The 17,679-nt window shown below is 68.7% G+C and carries 16 protein-coding genes; 8 read left to right on the forward strand and 8 right to left on the reverse strand.

Features of this window, described 5'->3' with window-relative positions; all coding sequences use genetic code 11:
- Positions 1–5: 5 nt before the first annotated feature.
- A complete protein-coding gene (locus CAL11_RS04800) occupies positions 6–521 on the reverse strand; it encodes a hypothetical protein (protein ID WP_033461269.1) in 516 nt (171 codons plus the stop codon).
- 112 nt (positions 522–633) lie between these two features.
- Between CAL11_RS04800 and CAL11_RS04805 the strand changes: the two genes are divergently transcribed.
- The 4 genes from CAL11_RS04805 (at position 634) to CAL11_RS04820 (ending at position 4,298) form a co-directional block, all read left to right on the forward strand.
- Complete coding sequence (locus CAL11_RS04805; RefSeq protein WP_086092307.1) at positions 634–1,551, forward strand: DMT family transporter; 918 nt, start codon at positions 634–636, stop codon at positions 1,549–1,551.
- Positions 1,552–1,645: 94 nt separating this feature from the next.
- Positions 1,646–3,319 carry an energy-dependent translational throttle protein EttA gene (gene ettA, locus CAL11_RS04810; protein WP_068926993.1) on the forward strand — a complete coding sequence of 558 codons (1,674 nt, stop codon included), beginning with the start codon at positions 1,646–1,648 and terminating at the stop codon, positions 3,317–3,319.
- 20 nt (positions 3,320–3,339) lie between these two features.
- Entirely contained in the window at positions 3,340–3,879 is a 540-nt protein-coding gene (locus tag CAL11_RS04815) for an isochorismatase family protein (protein ID WP_033461265.1), read from the forward strand.
- Positions 3,880–4,076: 197 nt separating this feature from the next.
- Entirely contained in the window at positions 4,077–4,298 is a 222-nt protein-coding gene (locus tag CAL11_RS04820; protein WP_003814254.1) for a glycine zipper 2TM domain-containing protein, read from the forward strand.
- 204 nt (positions 4,299–4,502) lie between these two features.
- Here CAL11_RS04820 and minE read toward each other — a convergent pair whose 3' ends face one another.
- From minE to CAL11_RS04840, 4 genes are all read right to left on the reverse strand, one after another.
- Positions 4,503–4,754 carry a cell division topological specificity factor MinE gene (gene minE, locus CAL11_RS04825; RefSeq protein ID WP_003814252.1) on the reverse strand — a complete coding sequence of 84 codons (252 nt, stop codon included), beginning with the start codon at positions 4,752–4,754 and terminating at the stop codon, positions 4,503–4,505.
- Between the two features lie 3 nt (positions 4,755–4,757).
- On the reverse strand, positions 4,758–5,573 hold the full coding sequence (gene minD / locus CAL11_RS04830; protein ID WP_003814250.1) for a septum site-determining protein MinD: 816 nt from the start codon (positions 5,571–5,573) through the stop codon (positions 4,758–4,760).
- A 111-nt stretch (positions 5,574–5,684) separates the two neighbouring features.
- On the reverse strand, positions 5,685–6,563 hold the full coding sequence (gene minC / locus CAL11_RS04835) for a septum site-determining protein MinC (protein ID WP_033461263.1): 879 nt from the start codon (positions 6,561–6,563) through the stop codon (positions 5,685–5,687).
- A gap of 112 nt (positions 6,564–6,675) precedes the next feature.
- On the reverse strand, positions 6,676–8,439 hold the full coding sequence (locus tag CAL11_RS04840) for a glutamine--tRNA ligase/YqeY domain fusion protein (RefSeq protein WP_086092308.1): 1,764 nt from the start codon (positions 8,437–8,439) through the stop codon (positions 6,676–6,678).
- Between the two features lie 115 nt (positions 8,440–8,554).
- Here CAL11_RS04840 and CAL11_RS04845 point away from each other — a divergent pair, with 115 nt between their 5' ends.
- Together CAL11_RS04845 and CAL11_RS04850 are read left to right on the forward strand one after the other, a co-directional pair.
- Positions 8,555–9,895, forward strand: a complete 1,341-nt coding sequence (locus CAL11_RS04845) for a cytochrome ubiquinol oxidase subunit I (RefSeq protein ID WP_086092309.1) — start codon at positions 8,555–8,557, stop codon at positions 9,893–9,895.
- A complete protein-coding gene (locus tag CAL11_RS04850; protein WP_003814243.1) occupies positions 9,892–10,947 on the forward strand; it encodes a cytochrome d ubiquinol oxidase subunit II in 1,056 nt (351 codons plus the stop codon). The genes CAL11_RS04845 and CAL11_RS04850 overlap by 4 nt, the downstream gene beginning before the upstream one ends.
- A 21-nt stretch (positions 10,948–10,968) precedes the next feature.
- On the opposite strand, the gene CAL11_RS04855 is transcribed toward CAL11_RS04850, so the two are convergent.
- Positions 10,969–12,393: a sensor histidine kinase gene (locus tag CAL11_RS04855; RefSeq protein ID WP_033461258.1), complete on the reverse strand. Its 1,425-nt coding sequence runs from the start codon at positions 12,391–12,393 to the stop codon at positions 10,969–10,971.
- Positions 12,393–13,094 (reverse strand): response regulator, encoded by a 702-nt coding sequence (locus CAL11_RS04860; protein WP_003814239.1) that lies wholly within the window; start codon positions 13,092–13,094, stop codon positions 12,393–12,395. Before CAL11_RS04860 ends, CAL11_RS04855 begins: the two co-directional genes overlap by 1 nt.
- A 157-nt stretch (positions 13,095–13,251) precedes the next feature.
- On the opposite strand from CAL11_RS04860, the gene CAL11_RS04865 reads away from it, so the two are divergent.
- A complete protein-coding gene (locus CAL11_RS04865) occupies positions 13,252–14,697 on the forward strand; it encodes a fimbrial protein (protein WP_086092310.1) in 1,446 nt (481 codons plus the stop codon).
- 75 nt (positions 14,698–14,772) lie between these two features.
- A complete protein-coding gene (gene recQ / locus CAL11_RS04870) occupies positions 14,773–16,593 on the forward strand; it encodes a DNA helicase RecQ (RefSeq protein ID WP_033461249.1) in 1,821 nt (606 codons plus the stop codon).
- Between the two features lie 6 nt (positions 16,594–16,599).
- Here recQ and ruvB read toward each other — a convergent pair whose 3' ends face one another.
- Entirely contained in the window at positions 16,600–17,673 is a 1,074-nt protein-coding gene (ruvB, locus tag CAL11_RS04875; protein ID WP_033461247.1) for a Holliday junction branch migration DNA helicase RuvB, read from the reverse strand.
- Between the last annotated feature and the right edge of the window lie 6 nt (positions 17,674–17,679).

Consider the following 17,679-nt stretch of genomic DNA (forward strand, 5'->3'; position numbering starts at 1 on the left):
CCCGCTTAGTGACGGTGTGTATCGCCATTGTGGCCGGGGCCGTCGTCGTCGGCGCCGTCATCGTCATCCTCGTCGTCCTCGTCGTCGTCCGGCGGCAGCTCGTCCTCGCTCAGCGCGAACGGCAGCACGTCGGTGAGCTGGTCCGACCAGGCGCATTCGTCGCCGTCCTGGTCCAGCTTGACGAAACGCTCGCCCTCGACGAGCGAAATCTGCACCGCCCACAGATACAGGCAGTCATAGCTTTCCGTGTCGGAGTCGGGCAGGCCGCCGCGCCCGCCCAGCAGGCGCGCGCCGGCGCCGCCCATCTGTACATGCGGCGCGGCGTCGTCGGTTTCGTCGGCGTCGGTATCCAGCGCGACCCCGAACGTGACCCATTCGGTGCCCTCGTCGCCGAGCGCGACTTCGGCCAGCACCGGCTTGCCCAGATAGGCGCTGAGCGCGTCGGCGGTCTTGGCCAGCATGTCCAGTTCGGCGGGACTGAAATGCGTGAGCGAGGCGGGCGGCTGGGCGGAAGCGGACATGGTGATTCCTGGTGGGACAACAAAAGGCAGCCCGTATTGTCGCGCTTTCCGCGGCCGGGCGCATGGCGGCCCTGCGCTAACATCGCGGGGTTTCCCCAATTCCGGATTTTCGATGCGCAGTAGCCTCCCGCCGCCCGGCGCCGCCCAGCCGCAGCCGCGCCACATGGCGTTTCCCCTGCTGGCGACGACGATCTGGTCGGTCAACATGGTGGTGACCAAAATGGCGGCCGACGTGATCGCGCCGGCTTCCATCGGTTTCTACCGCTGGGTGCTGGCCGGCCTGCTGCTGGCGCCCTTCGCCCTGCCCGGGGTGTTGCGGCAATGGCCGCAGATCCGGCCCAACCTGGGCAGGCTGGCGGTCCTGGGCGGCCTGGGCATGGCCTTGTACCAGGGCCTGATGTACGTCGCGGCGGGCACGACCACCGCCACCAACATGGGCATCATCACCGCCATGGTCCCCTTGCTGACGGTCGCGGTCGGCTCGCTGATGCTGCGCGAACGGCCGGCGCTCACGGCCATCCTGGGCGCCGTGGTCTCGCTGGCGGGGCTGGGCATCCTGCTGGGCGAGGGCAACCCGCTGCGCCTGCTGGCGCTGGGCGGCAGCCGCGGCGACGCCCTGATGGGGCTGGCGGCGCTGGCGTATGCGCTCTACGGGGTGCTGCTGCGCAAGTGGCCGATGTCGGTCGGGCCGTGGCAATCGCTGTTCGTGCAGGTGCTGTTCGGCATCGTGTTCCAGTTGCCGGCCTTCCTGCTGGCGCCGGCCTCGCCCCTGAATGCGCAGAACATCCCGCTGGTCCTGTATGCGGGCATCTTCCCGTCGCTGTTCGCGCCGTTCCTGTGGATGCAGGGGGTGCGCTACCTGGGGCCCAACCGGGCCAGCATCTTCCTCAACCTGATGCCGGTCGTCACGGTCGCGATCGCCGCCGCCTTCCTGGGCGAAACGCCGCACCTGTACCACATCGCCGGCGGCCTGATGGCGCTGGCCGGCGTCAGCCTGGCCCAGTGGCGCCCTGCGCGGCGCCGCGCCTGAGGCCGCCGCGGGCGGCCCGCCATGGGCCGGCGGGTTCCGGCCTACAATCAAGGCTTGTTCCGGTATATCACTGTCTTTTTCCGACCCTGAGTCCATGGCCCAATACGTCTACACGATGAATCGTGTCGGCAAGATCGTGCCGCCCAAGCGGCAGATCCTGCGCGACATCTCCCTTTCCTTTTTTCCTGGCGCCAAGATCGGCGTACTGGGCCTGAACGGCTCGGGGAAATCCACGCTGCTCAAGATCATGGCCGGCGTGGACAAGGAAATCGAAGGCGAAGCCATCCCCATGCCGGGGCTGAACATCGGCTACCTGCCGCAGGAACCCGAGCTCAACCCCGCGCATACGGTGCGCCAATCGGTGGAAGAGGGCCTGGGCGCCGTCTTCAACGCCAAGCAGCGCCTTGACGAGGTCTATGCGGCCTACGCCGAGCCGGATGCGGATTTCGACGCCCTGGCGGCCGAGCAGGCCGAGTTGGAGGCCGTCATCGCCGCCGCCGCGTCCAGCGGCGCCGACGATATCGAGCACCAGATGGAAATCGCCGCCGACGCCCTGCGCCTGCCGCCGTGGGATGCGATGGTGGGCAACCTGTCGGGGGGCGAAAAGCGCCGCGTGGCGCTGTGCCGCCTGCTGCTGTCCAAGCCGGACATGCTGCTGCTGGATGAGCCCACCAACCACCTGGACGCGGAAAGCGTGGAATGGCTGGAGCAGTTCCTGCACAAATTCCCGGGCACCGTGGTGGCCGTGACCCACGACCGCTACTTCCTCGACAACGCGGCGGAGTGGATCCTCGAACTGGACCGCGGCTACGGCATTCCCTGGAAAGGCAACTACAGCTCCTGGCTGGAGCAGAAGGAAGACCGCCTCAAGCAGGAAGAGGCCACCGAGTCCGCGCGCCAGAAAACCATCAAGAAGGAACTGGAGTGGGTGCGCCAGAACCCCAAGGGCCGCCAGGCCAAGGCCAAGGCGCGTATCGCGCGTTTCGAGGAACTGTCCTCGTACGAGTACCAGAAGCGCAACGAAACCCAGGAAATCTTCATTCCGGTGGGCGATCGCCTGGGCAATGAAGTCATCGAGTTCAACAATGTCAGCAAGGCCTATGGCGACCGCCTGCTGATCGACGACCTCAGCTTCAAGGTGCCGGCCGGCGCCATCGTCGGCATCATCGGCCCCAACGGCGCGGGCAAGTCCACGCTGTTCCGCATGCTGGCCGGCCGCGAGCAGCCCGATTCGGGCGAGGTGAAGCTGGGCCAGACGGTCAAGCTGGCCTACGTGGACCAGTCGCGCGATTCGCTCGAGGGCAGCAAGACCGTGTTCGACGCGGTGGCCGACGGCGCCGACCTGCTGACCGTGGGCAAGTTCGAAATGCCTTCGCGCGCCTACCTGGGCCGCTTCAACTTCAAGGGCGGCGACCAGAACAAGATCGTCGGGCAATTGTCCGGCGGCGAGCGCGGCCGCCTGCACCTGGCCAAGACCCTCATCGCCGGCGGCAACGTGCTGCTGCTGGACGAACCGTCCAACGACCTGGACGTCGAAACGCTGCGCGCGCTGGAAGACGCGCTGCTCGAGTTCCCGGGCAGCGTCATGGTGATCAGCCACGACCGCTGGTTCCTGGACCGGATCGCCACCCACATCCTGGCGTTCGAAGGCGATTCGCAAGTGGTGTTCTTCGACGGCAACTACCAGGAGTACGAAGCCGACAAGAAGCAACGCTTGGGCGAGGAAGGCGCCAAGCCCAAGCGCCTGCGCTACAAGGCCCTCAAGTAAGGCCGCGACGGGAGGTCCGCATGTCCGCATTGCTGCAAGCCAACCAGGCCACGCTGCTCATCGTGGACATGCAGGGCCGTCTCATGCCCGCCATCCACGACGGCCAGGCCGTGCTGGCCGCCGCGCACAAGCTGGCGCAGGCGGCCCGCCTGCTGGATGTGCCGGTGGTGGCCACCGAACACCATGCCCGCATGCTGGGCGTCACGGTGGCGCCGCTGGACACGCAGATCCAGGCCCGGTTCCCGAAAATGCATTTCTCGGCCACGCGCGAGCCCGGTTTCACCGCCTGGCTGCCGCCGGCCCGCAAGACCATACTCGTGGCCGGCTGCGAAGCGCACATCTGCGTGCTGCAAACCGTGCTGGGCCTGCGCGAGGAGGGCTACCGCGCCCTGCTGGTCTCGGACGCGGCCGGCTCGCGCAAGCCGGCCGACCACCATGCGGCCTTGCGCCGCGCGCGCGGCGCGGGCGCCGAAATCGTCACCACCGAGATGGCGATTTTCGAATGGATGGAAACTTGCGAACATCCCAAGTTTCGCGACGTGTTACGTTTGGTCAAATGAACGCGCGTTCCGGCAACAACCTGCCTGCATCCGGGCGGGATTGCCTACCCATTGACACAATTCCTGGGCAAACCTAACAGCATCGGGTGCAGTATTTTGCGATTCTGTAGGCTCTAAGTTTCATGGGACGCGCTTTGTGCGTGTTGCGCTCGCTTCGCTGCTGGTGCGCTATCCCGGCACAAGAATAGGAGCTTTTTATGAAGATCGGTACCCTCTCCAAAGCCTGCATGGCCGCCTTGCTGGCCGTTTCCATGGCCGGCTGCTCGTCCTGGGACAGCATGAGCCGCCGCCAGAAGAGCACCGTGGGTGGTGCCGCACTGGGTGGCGTGGCGGGCGCCGTGATCACCAACGGCGGCATTCTCGGCACGGTCGGCGGCGCCGCCATCGGCGGCGTGATCGGCGACCAGGTCGGCAAGTAGATCCGCGCCCGCGCCTGAACGAGAAACCCGGCTTCGGCCGGGTTTTTTGTGGCTGCCGAGGCGCCGTCGGGGAGGCGGCCAGCGTGGATCCAGCGGGCACCTGTCCCGCGTGCGGGGACGAGATTCAGCGGGCGCCTGTCCCGCGTGCGGGGAGCAAGATTCAGCGGGTGCCTGTCCCCCGTGCGGGGACAGGCACCCGAGTATTCAGTTTTGCGGCATTTCGATCTTGACCTCGAGCACTTCCAGGGTGTCCTGGCGTTCGAGATGGACCTTGATGTCCTCGGGGTCGATCTTCACATACTTCGAAATGACGGCAACCAGCTCCTGCTGCAGTTGGGGCAGGTAGTCCGGCGAGTCGCCGCGGCCGCGCTCGTGGGCCAGGATGATCTGCAGACGTTCCTTGGCGACACTGGCCGAGGACTTCTTCTGACCGAGCAGAAACGACAGGAAGGACATTGCTTACTTTCCCCCGAACAGCCGCTTCAACAAGCCAGGCTTTTCATAGTCGGTAAAGCGCAGCGAGCGTTCTTCGCCCAGGAAGCGCGCCACGACGTCCTTGTAGGCTTCGGAGACGTCGGTATCTTTGAGGTGGATGGCGGGCAGGCCCTGGTTGGAGGCCTGCAGCACGGCTTCGGATTCCGGGATCACGCCGATCAGCTTGATGCGCAGGATATCCTCGATGTCGCTCAGCGACAGCATTTCGCCGTCGTTGACGCGCTTGGGGTTGTAGCGGGTCAGCAGCAGGTATTCCTTGACCGGCTCGTCGCCTTGCACGGCGCGGCGCGACTTGGCGGCCAGGATGCCCAGGATGCGGTCGGAGTCGCGCACCGACGATACTTCGGGGTTGGTCACGACCAGCGCGTCGTCGGCGAAATAGGCGGCCATCAGCGCGCCCGCCTCGATGCCGGCTGGCGAGTCGCAGACGATGTAGTCGAAGCCCATTTCCTTGAGCTCGTCGATCACCTTCTCGACGCCTTCCTGCGTCAGCGCGTCCTTGTCGCGGGTCTGCGACGCGGGCAGGATGAACAGGTTCTCGAGTTGCTTGTCCTTGATGAGCGCCTGCTTGAGGGAGGCCTCGCCCTGGATCACGTTGACGAAGTCGTATACGACGCGGCGCTCGCACCCCATGATGAGGTCCAGGTTGCGCAAACCGACATCGAAGTCGATGACAGCGGTCTTGTGGCCTCGCATTGCGAGGCCAGCGGAAAAGCTGGCGCTGGTGGTGGTCTTGCCTACCCCGCCCTTGCCGGAGGTCACCACAACAATACGTGTCATGACGATCGAACCCTTATTTATGTGCGTACAAATCGCGTTATCGTAAAGCAAAAAGCGTATGAAGGCTTCTTACAAGATGTAGGCAGTCGTGTGCCGTTTGCTGGTGTCGCTTCAACCCTTCAGCGCCTCGATGCGCAAGGTGTCGCCGTCCAGCCGCACCAGGGCCGGCTGGTTGTGCAAGGCGCGGTCCAGCTTGTCTTCCACCACCCGGTACACGCCGGCCACGGCCAGCAGTTCGGCATCGAGCTGCGTGGTGAAGATGCGCGCCGAGGTGTCGCCGCGCGCGCCGGCCATGGCCTTGCCGCGCAGCGGGCCGTACACATGCACATTGCCGTCGGCGATGACTTCGGCGCCCTGGCTGACCATGCCGATCACGATCAGGTCCGTGTGGCGCGCATAGACGCGCTGGCCCGAGCGCAAGGGCTTGGTGATGACCAGCGCCGACGACGACTGCGGCGGTGTGGCGGTAGGGCGGTTGGCCTCGGTGGTTTCGCGCGCCGCGCGGGTCGGCACCGATTCGGGGTTGGGCGCGGGCGCTTCATCGGCCTGCCCGTCGTCCGCGCCGTCTTCTTGCGGGCCGGCCTTGGCCACGGCCTCGGCGCTCGCCTCGGGCACGGACGGCACCGGCGTGGCCACATCATTGGGCGGCGCCGTGTCGATCACCTGGGGAGCGCGGGCCACGGGGGTCGACAGTTCGACCGGCACCAGTCCGGCAGCGCGGGCGGCCTGCAGGTTGGCGCCCTCGGCCACCACGCCGATGGGCGGCAGATTGTGGTCGGCCAGGGCCTGCAGCAGGGCGGGCCAGTCCACCGGCGCATCGACGCGGGTGGCATCGATGACCACCGGCTCGTTCTCGAAGAAACTGCCGGCGTCGGCCATGCGCTTGTCCAGCGCGGCGCGCAGGCGGGTGGTGTCGGCGTCGTGCAGCACCACGCGAATGGCATAGAGCGTGGCGCTCTTGAAGTCCAGGGCGAGGGATTCAGTGTTCATGGATTGGAATGGAAGCGCCGGCCGCCGGCCCGGAGAGGGAGGGCGGCCGGCGACAGCGGATTGTCGGGCATGATAACCCGGCCAGCGCCGTGTGGAGCGTCCCGGCGCGCGGTCAGGCCGCCTGCCAGGAGTCGCGCAGCGTCACGATGCGGTTCAGGACCGGCGCCTCGGGACGGGAATCCTTGCTGTCGACCGTGAAATAGCCCAGCCGCTCGAACTGCCACGTGGCGCCCGGGACGGCCTCGGTGCCCGGTTCCAGCCAGGCCTGCACGGTCTGCTTGGAGTTGGGGTTCAGGCAGGCGAGGAAGTCCTTGTCGCCGCCATCGGGATGCGCGTCGGCGAACAGCCGGTCGTACAGGTGCACCTGGGCCGGTACGGCGTGGGCCGCGCTCACCCAGGTGATGTTGCCCTTGACCTTGACGCTGTCGGCGCCCGGCGTGCCGCTCTTGGTGTCCGGCAGGTATTCGGCCTGCACTTCCACGACCTTGCCCGATTCGTCCTTGGTAAAGCCGGTGCAGCGCACCACGTAGCCGTACTTCAGCCGTACCGTGTTGCCGGGAAACAGGCGGAAATACTTCTTGGGCGGCTCTTCGCGGAAGTCGTCCTGTTCGATCCACAGCTCGCGCGTGAACGGGAATTCGCGCATGCCGGCCTGCGGATCGTGCGGGTTGCGCGGGGCCGAGCAGGTCTCGCTCCGGTCTTCCGGATAATTGGTGATCACCAGCTTGAGCGGGTCCAGCACCGCCACCGAGCGCGGCGCCACCGGGTCGAGGTCGTCGCGCACAGCCTGCTCGAGCAGGCTGTAGTCGATGCGCGAATCCGACTTCGACACCGCGGTGCGGTCGCAGAACAGCCGGATCGAGGACGGGGTGTAGCCGCGCCGGCGCAGGCCGAACAGCGTCGGCATGCGCGGGTCGTCCCAGCCGTCCACGTAGCCTTCGCGCACCAGTTGCAGCAGCTTGCGCTTGCTGGTGACCACATAGGTCAGGTTCAGCCGGGCGAACTCGTACTGGTGCGGCAGCGGGCGCGCCAGCTTGCCCAGCTCGGCCAGGCGAGCCAGGATCCAGTCGTAGAACGGCCGCTGGTCTTCGAACTCCAGCGTGCAGATGCTGTGGGTGATGCCCTCCAGGGCGTCTTCCACCGGATGGGCCCAGCTGTACATCGGGTAGATGCACCATGCGTTGCCGGTGCGGTGGTGGGTGGCATGGCGCACGCGGTACATGACCGGGTCGCGCAGGTTGATGTTGGGCGAGGCCATGTCGATCCGGGCGCGCAGCACCAGGCTGCCGTCGGGATGCTTGCCGTCGCGCATTTCGCGCAGGCGCAGCAGCGACTCGTCGGTCGGGCGGTCGCGCCACGGCGAGTTGGTGCCCGGCTCGGTCAGCGTACCGCGGCTGGCGCGGATCTCTTCGGCGCTTTGCTCGTCGACGTAGGCGTGGCCAGCCTGCACCAGCGCCTCGGCGAAGTCGTACATGAATTCGAAGTAGTCGCTGGCGAAATACAGGTTGTCATTGCCATCGGCCTGCCAATCGAAACCCAGCCAATGCACGGCCTCGATGATGGCGTCGACGTACTCCTGCTCTTCCTTCTCGGGGTTGGTGTCGTCGAAGCGCAGGTGGCAGACGCCGCCGTAGTCGCGCGCCAGCCCGAAGTTCACGCAGATGCTCTTGGCGTGGCCGATGTGCAGGTAGCCGTTGGGCTCCGGCGGAAAGCGGGTGCGGATGCGCGCCGGGTCGGGCTGCCCCTGCGCCTGCACCGCGGCCGGGCCGGGTTTGCCGGCCCACAGTTTGCCCTGGAAGCGGTTCGCTTGCAGGTCGTCTTCGATGATCGGGCGTAGAAAGTTGCTGGCGGCGGGCGGCGTCGGGGCGTGGGTCATTCTGAAAGAATAGGAAAAAGCAGCGACAAAGAGTCAATTTTGCCACGTTCGCGCGGAAACACTGTTGCAAGCTGTCCCCCACATGCCGGAAACAGGCTCTAAACTACCGCCCATCATGAATATCCCTCCACTCCTGCTGGCACGCGCGCAGTTCACGGCAAGTCTGGGCTTCCTGGCGCTGTTCCTGGCGATATCGCTGGCGCTGGCCTGGCTGCTGCTGTTCTTCAAGCTGCGCGCCCGCTGGTCGGGGCAGTCCGGCTGGACGGCCGCCTACCGCTTCTGGGTACGCATTTTCGCGCTGGCGTTCGTGCTGGCGCTGGCCTGCACGGTGCCGGTGCTGATCCAGCTGGGCAGCCTCTGGTCGGGCCTGATGGACAAGATCGGCAACCTGGCCGGCCCGTTGCTGGGCTACGGCGTGCTGTCCATCTTCATCGTCAAGTCGTGCTTCCTGGGCGTGATGCTGTTTGGCCAGCGCCGGGTCTCCGACGCCGCCCATACGCTGGCGGTGCTGATGGTGGCGATCGGGCAACTGGTGGCGGTGGGCTGGGTGCTGGCCCTGTTCTCCTGGCTGCAGACGCCTGACGGCGCGGTCCTGATCGACGGCCGCTACCAGGTATATGACTGGCGCGCGGTGGTCCTGAATCCGTCGTTCGGCTGGCGCATGGGCCTGACCGTGCTGGGCGCCTTCCTGACGGCCGGGTTCCTGATGCTGGGCGTGACCGCCATGCAGGCCCTGCGCCGCCCGCTGGACGACGGCGAGCGCCACGCCTTTCGCGCCGGTCTGGCGGTCGCGCTGCTGGCATCGCTGCTGCTGGGGCCGGTGGCCGCCGGCATGGGGGAGGTCACGGCGCGCCTGCAACCGGCCAAGGCCGCCGCGGCGGCGGGCTTCTGGCACAGCGGCGCCGAGCCCGAGCTGGTGGTATTCGGCTGGCCCAGCGCCCGCGCCCAGGCCAACCTGGCCGCGGTCTCGCTGGCCGGGGAGGGCGGACGCTGGCTGCACCGCGACGCTACGGCCGGCTACCTGGGCCTGGACAAGTTCTCCGGCATGCAACCGCCCGTGGCGTTCACGTTCTGGTCCCTGCGGCTGGCGCTGGGGCTGGGCCTGCTGATGCTGGCGGCTTCGTGCGCCACCCTGGCGCTGACCTGCCGGCGCGGCTTCGATCCGGCGGCCCTGCCGCGCTGGTGGCTGCGGGTGCTGTCGCTGCTGATGTTCGCCGGGGCGCTCGGGGTCGTGGCCACCTGGTGCTACGACCTGGCCGGCATGCAGCCGTATGCCGTCAACCGCGCCGTGACCCAGTCCGAAGTGCTGGGGCCGGTGACCACGCCCGCGCTGCTCTACAGCCTGGCCGGCCATATCGCGCTGTACGCGGTGCTGCTGGCCGCGTTCGTGGGCATGCTGTTCCATGCCGCGCGCTATGGCGTGGTGCCCGTGCGCAAGACCGGAGGATCCTCATGATCGCGACCCTGGCCGCCTCGCTGGGCCTGAGCCCCGACGACCCCTCCTTCTGGATGCCGCTGGTCTTCGTCGGACTGTTGCTGCTGCTGATGGCCGCCGGCATCGTGCTCGACGGATTCGACATCGGCGTCGGACTGCTGCTGCAGCTGGCCCCCTCGGAAGAACGTGGCCGCATGATGGGCCTGCTCAGCCCCTGGCGCGATGCCAACGAGTTCTGGCCGCTGCTGGGGCTGGGGCTGTTCGTCTCGGCGTTCCCGTTCGCCTGGGGAGTGGTGCTGGGCAAGCTGTTCGGGCCATTGACCGTGATGGCGCTGGGCATGGTGCTGCGCAGCGTGTCGTTCGAGTTCCGCATCCGCGCCCGCACCGAGATCAAGCCGCGCTGGATCTTCGGGTTCTGGGTGGGGTCGCTCCTGACCGCGCTGGGCCAGGGCATGGTGTTGGGGCGCATCGCCACCGACTACCAGGCCGACGCCGGCTACGGCTGGTTCGCCTTCTTCGTCGGGCTGTGCGCCATGGCGGCGTATGCGCTGCTGGGCGCGTGCTGGCTGGTCATGCGGGTCGATGGCGAACTGCAGCGGCGCGCCGCCGGCTGGGCGCGGCACTCGATCCGCTGGACCGCCGCCGGCATGGTGGCCATCGCCGTGACGCTGGGGCTGGCCAACGCCGGCATCTTCTACAAATGGAGCAATACGGCCCACCTGGGCGTGGCCGCCATGGTCTGGGCCCTCATGCTGCTGGGCTTCGTGGCGGCCGAGATGCTGCTGGCGCGGCTGCCGGGCAAGGCCGACGGGTTCAGCTGGCTGCCATTCGTCCTGTGCGTGATGCTGTTCGTACTGATGCTGTGCGGCCTGGCCTACAGCTTCTTCCCGTACCTGATCCTCGACGACATGACCATCTGGGACGGCAGCGGCGCGCTGGATTCGATGCGGCTGGTGCTGGCCGGCACCGTGATCGGGGTGCCCGTGGTGCTGGTATTCAACATCCTGGCGTACCGTTCCGTGTTCGGCAAGGAACGCCGGCCGGTGCCGCTCTTGCCGCCGCCGGGCGCCTGACGGCGCGGCCGGCGAGCGGGTTCAGCCGGCCGCGAGCGGCAAGGTAATGCGCACCAGCAGGCCGCCCGAGGGGGCCTGGCGCAATTCCAGCTCGCCGCCGTGGGCGCGCGCGATGGCCTCGGCCAGCGCCAGGCCCAGGCCGACGTTGCCGGTGCGCGTACGCGCGTCGTCCAGCCGCGCGAAGGGCCGCAGCGCCTCGGTGCGCCGCTCGGGTGCGATGCCGGGTCCGTGGTCCGACACTTCCAGCACCGCCATGTCCGCCTCGCGCCGCAGGCTGACCTCGACCGGGGGCGCGCCATGGTGCAGGGCGTTGCCGATCAGGTTGTCCAGCAGGCGGCCCAGCGCCACCGCGTCCCCCTGTATGCCCAGCGCGCCATGGTCGGGCGCCTGCAGGCGGATGTCGGTGCCCGCGCCCTGCCATGCGCCTGTGCGCTCGGCCAGCCATTCGCCCAGCGCCAGCGGCGCATAGCGGTAGGCGGCCGGGTCGGTGCCGCGCACGAAGCCGATGAACTGGTCGACCATGTGCTGCATGTCCTGCAGGTCCTTGCGCAAGCCTTCCTTGAGCGCCGGGTCGTCGGCCATCTCGATGCGCAGCCACATGCGCGACAACGGCCCTTTCAGGTCGTGCGGCAGTCCTGACAGCAGCGTGCGCCGCACCGAGTCGGACTCGGCCAGCGCGTCCAGCATGGCGTTGAAGCGCTCGCCCAGCACGCGTGTCTCGTGCGGCCCCGAGGGCTCGACGCGCTGGGGCTGGCCGGCGGCCAGCTGGTCCGCGGCATCGGCCAGGCGCGTGAGCGGCCGCGTGATGTGCCACGAAAACCAGGCGGCCAGCAGCAGGACCAGCCCGATGCCGCCGACCCAGAATGCGATCAACGGGGTGGCGACGGGCGGGTCCAGGCGTTCGAGCGGGATCACCAGCCATTCGCGCAGCGGCGGTGCGTCGTCGGGCGAGGGGCTGGGCGCCAGCGAGATGAAGATTTCCGGTCGCGGGCCGCGCGACAGCGCCACGCGCGTGCCGTCGCTGAGGCGTTCGTTGAGTTCGCTGACCAGGCCGCGCAGGTCGCGCCGGATGTCGTCGGGCGGCGGGTGGCGGCGTTCGTACTCGCGCCGCATCCGCTCGCGCTCGGCCTCGTCTTCCAGGGGGCCGCGATGCCAGCGCTGCAGCCGCGCGTCGGCCGGCAGCGAGCGCGACCAGAGCCGCCACTGGTTGCCGGAGGCCTGGCGCACGAACTCCGCGCGCTCGTCGGTCGGCACCTGCGACAGCGAGGCGCGCAAGGTGCGGATGGTGGTGGCGATGTAGTCGATCGCCACGTCTTCCATGAACTTGTGCCGGAAATAGGACACCGTGGCCAGCGTGGCGGCCTGCGCCAGCAGGACCGAACCCAGCACCAGCAGGATCAGGCGCATGCGCAGCGAGCGCGGCGCCGGCAGGCGGGGCAGTTTCATCAGGGCGAAAACCGGTAGCCGATGCCCCACACGGTCTGGATCCAGCGCGGCTGCTTCGGGTCTTCCTCGATGGCGCGCCGCAGCCGCAGGATGGCGATATCGATGGCGCGGTCGTTGCGTTCGCCGCCGTCGTCGTCGCGCGCCAGCGCCAGCAGGCGTTCGCGCGACAACGGCTTGCCGGCATTGCGCACCAGCGCTTCGAGCAGGTTGATTTCGCCGCCGGTCAGCTTGACCGGCGTGTCATCGCGCAGCAATTGCCGCGTGGCAGGATCGAAGACGAAGGGGCCGAAACTGACCGGGGCGTCCTTGGTCAGGGCCGAGGGACCGCGCTTGCGCCGCAGCACGGCCTCGATGCGCGCCAGCAGCTCGCGCGGATCGAAGGGCTTGCCGAGGTAGTCGTCGGCGCCGGCTTCCAGGCCGATGATGCGGTCCACGGCTTCGTCGCGCGCGGTCAGCAGGATGACGGGGATGTCTTCGCCCTGGTCGCGCAGGCGGCGGCAGGCATCGGCGCCGTCGCCGCCCGGCAGCATGCGGTCCAGGACGAGCAGGTCGGGGGCGTAGCGCGTGATGCGCGCGGCGAGGTCGCTGGCGTCGGGCGCCAGCAGGGTGTCGTAGCCGTGCCGGTTGAGGTAGTCGGCCAGCAGTTGCCGCAAGGCGGGATCGTCGTCGACGACCAGCAGCTTGGTATGAGGATTGTCCATGTTCGCATAGTGACGCGGTGCCTCGGGCGCCGCAAGGGGCGGGAAATCGACTGAAACGGACAGCGCCGGCGAAGCCGGCGGGCGCGGACGTAGAATAAGGCCCATTGGCCGCCGCGCCGGGTCAGTTCCCGTGCCGATTTATCAAGAAAGTTTACAGATGCCTCGCTCGGGAATTTCTACACTGGTTCGCGTGATGCTTGCCTGCGAACGTGAACACAGGGGCGTCTCGCGCGTGGCGGTGGCCGCTGCCCTGGCCGGCAACATGGCGCTGGCGGCCTGCGCCATGCCCGACCAGCCGGATATATCCAGGGCCCCCGCAGGCCTTCAGGCCGGTCCCGAGCCCGCCGCGACCGACACCACCCCGTCCGAGGCGACGGCCCCCCGGCCCGCCGGGCGGGCCTATGCGCGCGCGGCCGACGACGTCGCCCGCTACGGCATCTCCGTGCTGGCGCCGGCCAGCTCCCGGCCGGTCGCGCCGGCGCCGGTGCTGCAGGAGCGCGCCATTCCCGAACCCTGCCGCATGCTGCCGGCGGAGACCGGTGCCGACGCCTCGGTGCACGCGGCCGCGCCGGCCGTCGGACACGAGCCCGCCGTGCCGCTGCCGGCTGCCGACGCCGACGTACCCGCCAGCATGCCGCCGGGCTGCGAGGACTTGTTCCCCGATGTGCCTCCCGCCGAGCCGAACTACGCCTTCGGCCTCGAAACCGACGACCTGACGGGCAACCGCTCGGTCTACCTCATGACCGGCGTGGCCCAGCCGCGCAGGCCCTGGTTTTCCTCCGTCAGCGCCGTGCCCACCGTCAGCTATGGCGACCGTAGCTGGGTCTACCGGCCCGTGACCGGCCCCTCGCTGGCCATGGGCAACCTCGTTTCCAAGGCGCCGGGCTGGGGCAGCACGGCGCCGATCGGCGGCGTGCAGCTCAGCGACCGGCTCGCGCCCGGCGGGCTGCTGCCCGAGGGGCAGTTGGGATACTCGTCGGTGTTCGGGCGCCTGAACAACATGGATCCGGCCGCCACCTCGGGCGCGGTCGACTACGGCGCCTCGGCGGGCAGCGGCATGGTCCGCTATGGGCTGACTCCGAGCCTGACGCTGGAAGGGCAGATGCAGTCGGCGCCCTCGCTCACCACGCGCGGCGTGGGCACCACCTACGCGGCGGGCGAGCTGGGCACCTTCCAGGTCGGCGCCACCCAGAGCACCTTCGACGCGGTCAACGCCTGGCGCTACCGGTTCGGCTACAACGTCAACCTGGCCGACGACGCGGTCACGCTGGGCGTGGCGACCGAGGAGGTGGGCGCCGGGTTCGGCGACCTGGCCAGCTTCCAGGACGGCGGCATCGCCCATCGGCAGATGCGCAATACGCTGTCGGCCGGCGTGCCGATCAGCGGGTGGGGCACGCTGAGCGGCACCTACCAGGCCAGCGGCCTGGGCTCGGACAGCGTCACCGAACGGCGCTTCGGCCTGCAGCACAGCATGCTGCTGGCGCCCAGCGTGAAGTTCGCGGTGGGCGCGGACCGCGACGTCATTTCCGGCGACTACGAAATGCGGGCCAATATCAGCATGCCGGTGGACGCCTTCATGCGCGGGCGCTGGCTGGGTTTCTAGCCGGCCGCCGGGGCGATTAGGACAGGCCGGCGCTGGGGCTTAAAATCCCCGCCATGATGCATCTGCCTGCTACCCATGTCTGACCCGCGCGCCCTGGGCGTGCTTGCGCGCGTTTTCGGTTACGAATCCTTCCGCGGCGACCAGCAAGCCATCGTCGAGCACGTCATCGGCGGCGGCGACGCGCTGGTGCTGATGCCTACCGGCGGCGGCAAGTCGCTGTGCTACCAGGTGCCCGCGCTGGTGCGCGAAGGCACCGGCATCGTGGTTTCGCCCCTGATCGCCCTGATGCAGGACCAGGTCGACGCCCTGACCGAGCTGGGGGTGCGGGCCGCGTTTCTCAATTCCACCCAGGATTGGCGCGTGGCGCGCGAAGTCGAGCAGGCATTCCTGGCCGGCGAGCTGGACCTGCTCTACGTGGCGCCGGAACGCCTGCTGACCGACCGCTGCCTGCAATTGCTCGAGCGCGGGCGCATCGCCCTGTTCGCCATCGACGAGGCGCACTGCGTGTCGCAATGGGGGCATGATTTCCGCCCCGAATACCTCGGGCTGTCGATGCTGCACGAGCGCTGGCCGGAGGTGCCGCGCATCGCGCTGACCGCCACCGCCACCGCGGCCACGCGCAGCGAGATCGCACAGCGCCTGGCCCTGGACGAGGCCCGCCACTTCGTGGCCAGCTTCGACCGTCCCAATATCCGCTACCGCATCGTCGAGAAGAACGAAGTGCGGCGCCAGCTGCTGGATCTCATCCGCAGCGAGCACGAAGGCGAATCGGGCGTGGTGTACGGCCTGTCGCGCGCCCGCGTCGAGGAGACCGCCGATTTCCTGTGCGCCAATGGCGTCAACGCCTTGCCCTACCACGCCGGCCTGAGCCCGGCGGTGCGCGCCGCCAACCAGGCGCGCTTCCTGCGCGAGGACGGCATCGTCATGGTGGCCACCATCGCCTTCGGCATGGGCATCGACAAGCCCGACGTGCGTTTCGTGGCGCATATCGACCTGCCCAAGTCGGTCGAAGGCTACTACCAGGAAACCGGCCGGGCCGGCCGCGACGGCCTGCCGGCCTCGGCCTGGCTGGCCTATGGCCTGCAGGACGTGGTGCAGCAGCGCCGCATGATCGACGAGTCGCCGGGCGACGACGCCTACCGGCGCCGGCTCGGCCAGCAGCTCGACGCCATGCTGGGCCTGTGCGAAACGGTCGAATGCCGGCGCGTGCGCCTGCTGGCCTACTTCGGGCAGACCATCACGGCCTGCGGCAACTGCGACGTCTGCCTCGAGCCGCCGCAGGCCTGGGACGGCACGGTCGCCGCGCAGAAAGTGCTGTCGGCCGTCTACCGCCTGTGGAAGGAGCGCGGCCAGCGCTACGGCGCCGGCCACATCATCGATATCCTGCGCGGCAAGAGCACCGACCGCACGCGCCAGCACGGCCACGAAACCCTGAGCGTATTCGGGGTGGGTGCCGATCTGTCCGAGAATGCCTGGCGCGGCGTGCTGCGCCAGTTGCTGGCCCAGGGCCTGCTGGCGGTCGACCACGAAGGTTTCGGCACCCTGGCGCTGACCGAGGGCAGCCGCGCCGTGCTCAAGGGCGAACATCAGCTCATGCTGCGCCGCGAGGCCGAGAAAAAGCCGCGCGGCTCGCGCGCGGGCGCCCGCGCGCGGCCCGATCCCATCGACCTGCCGGCCGAGGCCAAGCCGGTGTTCGAATCGCTGCGCAGCTGGCGCGGCGAGGTGGCCAAGAGCAACGGGGTGCCGGCCTATGTGATCTTCCACGACGCCACCCTGCGCGAGATCGCGCTGGCCCGGCCGGAGTCGCTGGACGATCTCAGCCACATCAGCGGCGTGGGGGCGCGCAAGCTGCAAGCCTACGGCGAGGAAATCCTGCGCTGCGTGCAGCGCCCGTAGCGGCGCCTACTTGCTGAACAGCTCGCCCGTGCCGCCGCCCGCCGCGGCCGGCGGGCTCAGCCCCAGGTGGCGCCAGGTCGTCAGCGTGGCGGTGCGGCCGCGCGGCGTGCGCTGCAGGTAGCCGTGCTGGATCAGATAGGGCTCGATGACGTCTTCGATGGTGTCGCGCTCTTCGCCGATCGCCGCCGCCAGGCTGTCCACGCCGACCGGGCCGCCGTCGAACTTGTGCACGATGGCTTCGAGCAGCTTGCGGTCCATGACGTCCAGGCCTTGCGGGTCCACGTCCAGCATGGCCAGCGCGCGGCCCGCCGCGTCCTGGTCGATCACGCCGTGTGCCTTGACCTGCGCATAGTCGCGTACGCGCCGCAGCAGGCGGTTGGCGATGCGTGGCGTGCCGCGCGAGCGGCGCGCCACTTCGTGCGCGCCGTCGGTGGTGATTTCGGCGTTGAGCAGGCCGGCGCTGCGCGTGACGATGCGGGCCAGTTCGTCGGTGTTGTAGAACTCCAGGCGCGACACGATGCCGAAGCGGTCGCGCAGCGGATTGGTCAGCATGCCGGCGCGGGTGGTGGCGCCCACCAGCGTGAAGGGCTGCAGGTCCAGCTTGACGCTGCGCGCGGCCGGGCCCTCGCCGATCAGGATGTCGATCTGGAAGTCTTCCAGCGCGGGATAGAGGATTTCCTCGACCACCGGCGACAGGCGGTGGATCTCGTCGATGAACAGGACGTCGTTGCGTTCCAGGTTGGTCAGCAGCGCCGCCAGGTCGCCCGGGCGCTCCAGCACGGGGCCGGAGGTCTGGCGCAACTGCACGCCCATTTCGTGCGCGATGATGTGCGCCAGGGTGGTCTTGCCCAGGCCCGGCGGGCCGAACAGCAGGACATGGTCGAGCGCCTCGCCGCGCTTGCGCGCGGCGGCGATGAAGATCTCCAGCTGTTCGCGGGCGCGCTGCTGGCCGACGTATTCTTCCAGCGCCCTGGGCCGCAGGGCGCGTTCGATCGACTCCTCGTTGGGCGACACCGGTTGGGGCGCGACGATGCGGGGAGAATCGGGCAGGGAGGAGAGCGAATCGGACTGAATGGCCATAACTTT

The sequence above is a fragment of the Bordetella genomosp. 6 genome, from assembly GCF_002119705.1.
GTDB lineage: Bacteria > Pseudomonadota > Gammaproteobacteria > Burkholderiales > Burkholderiaceae_B > Bordetella > Bordetella bronchiseptica_F.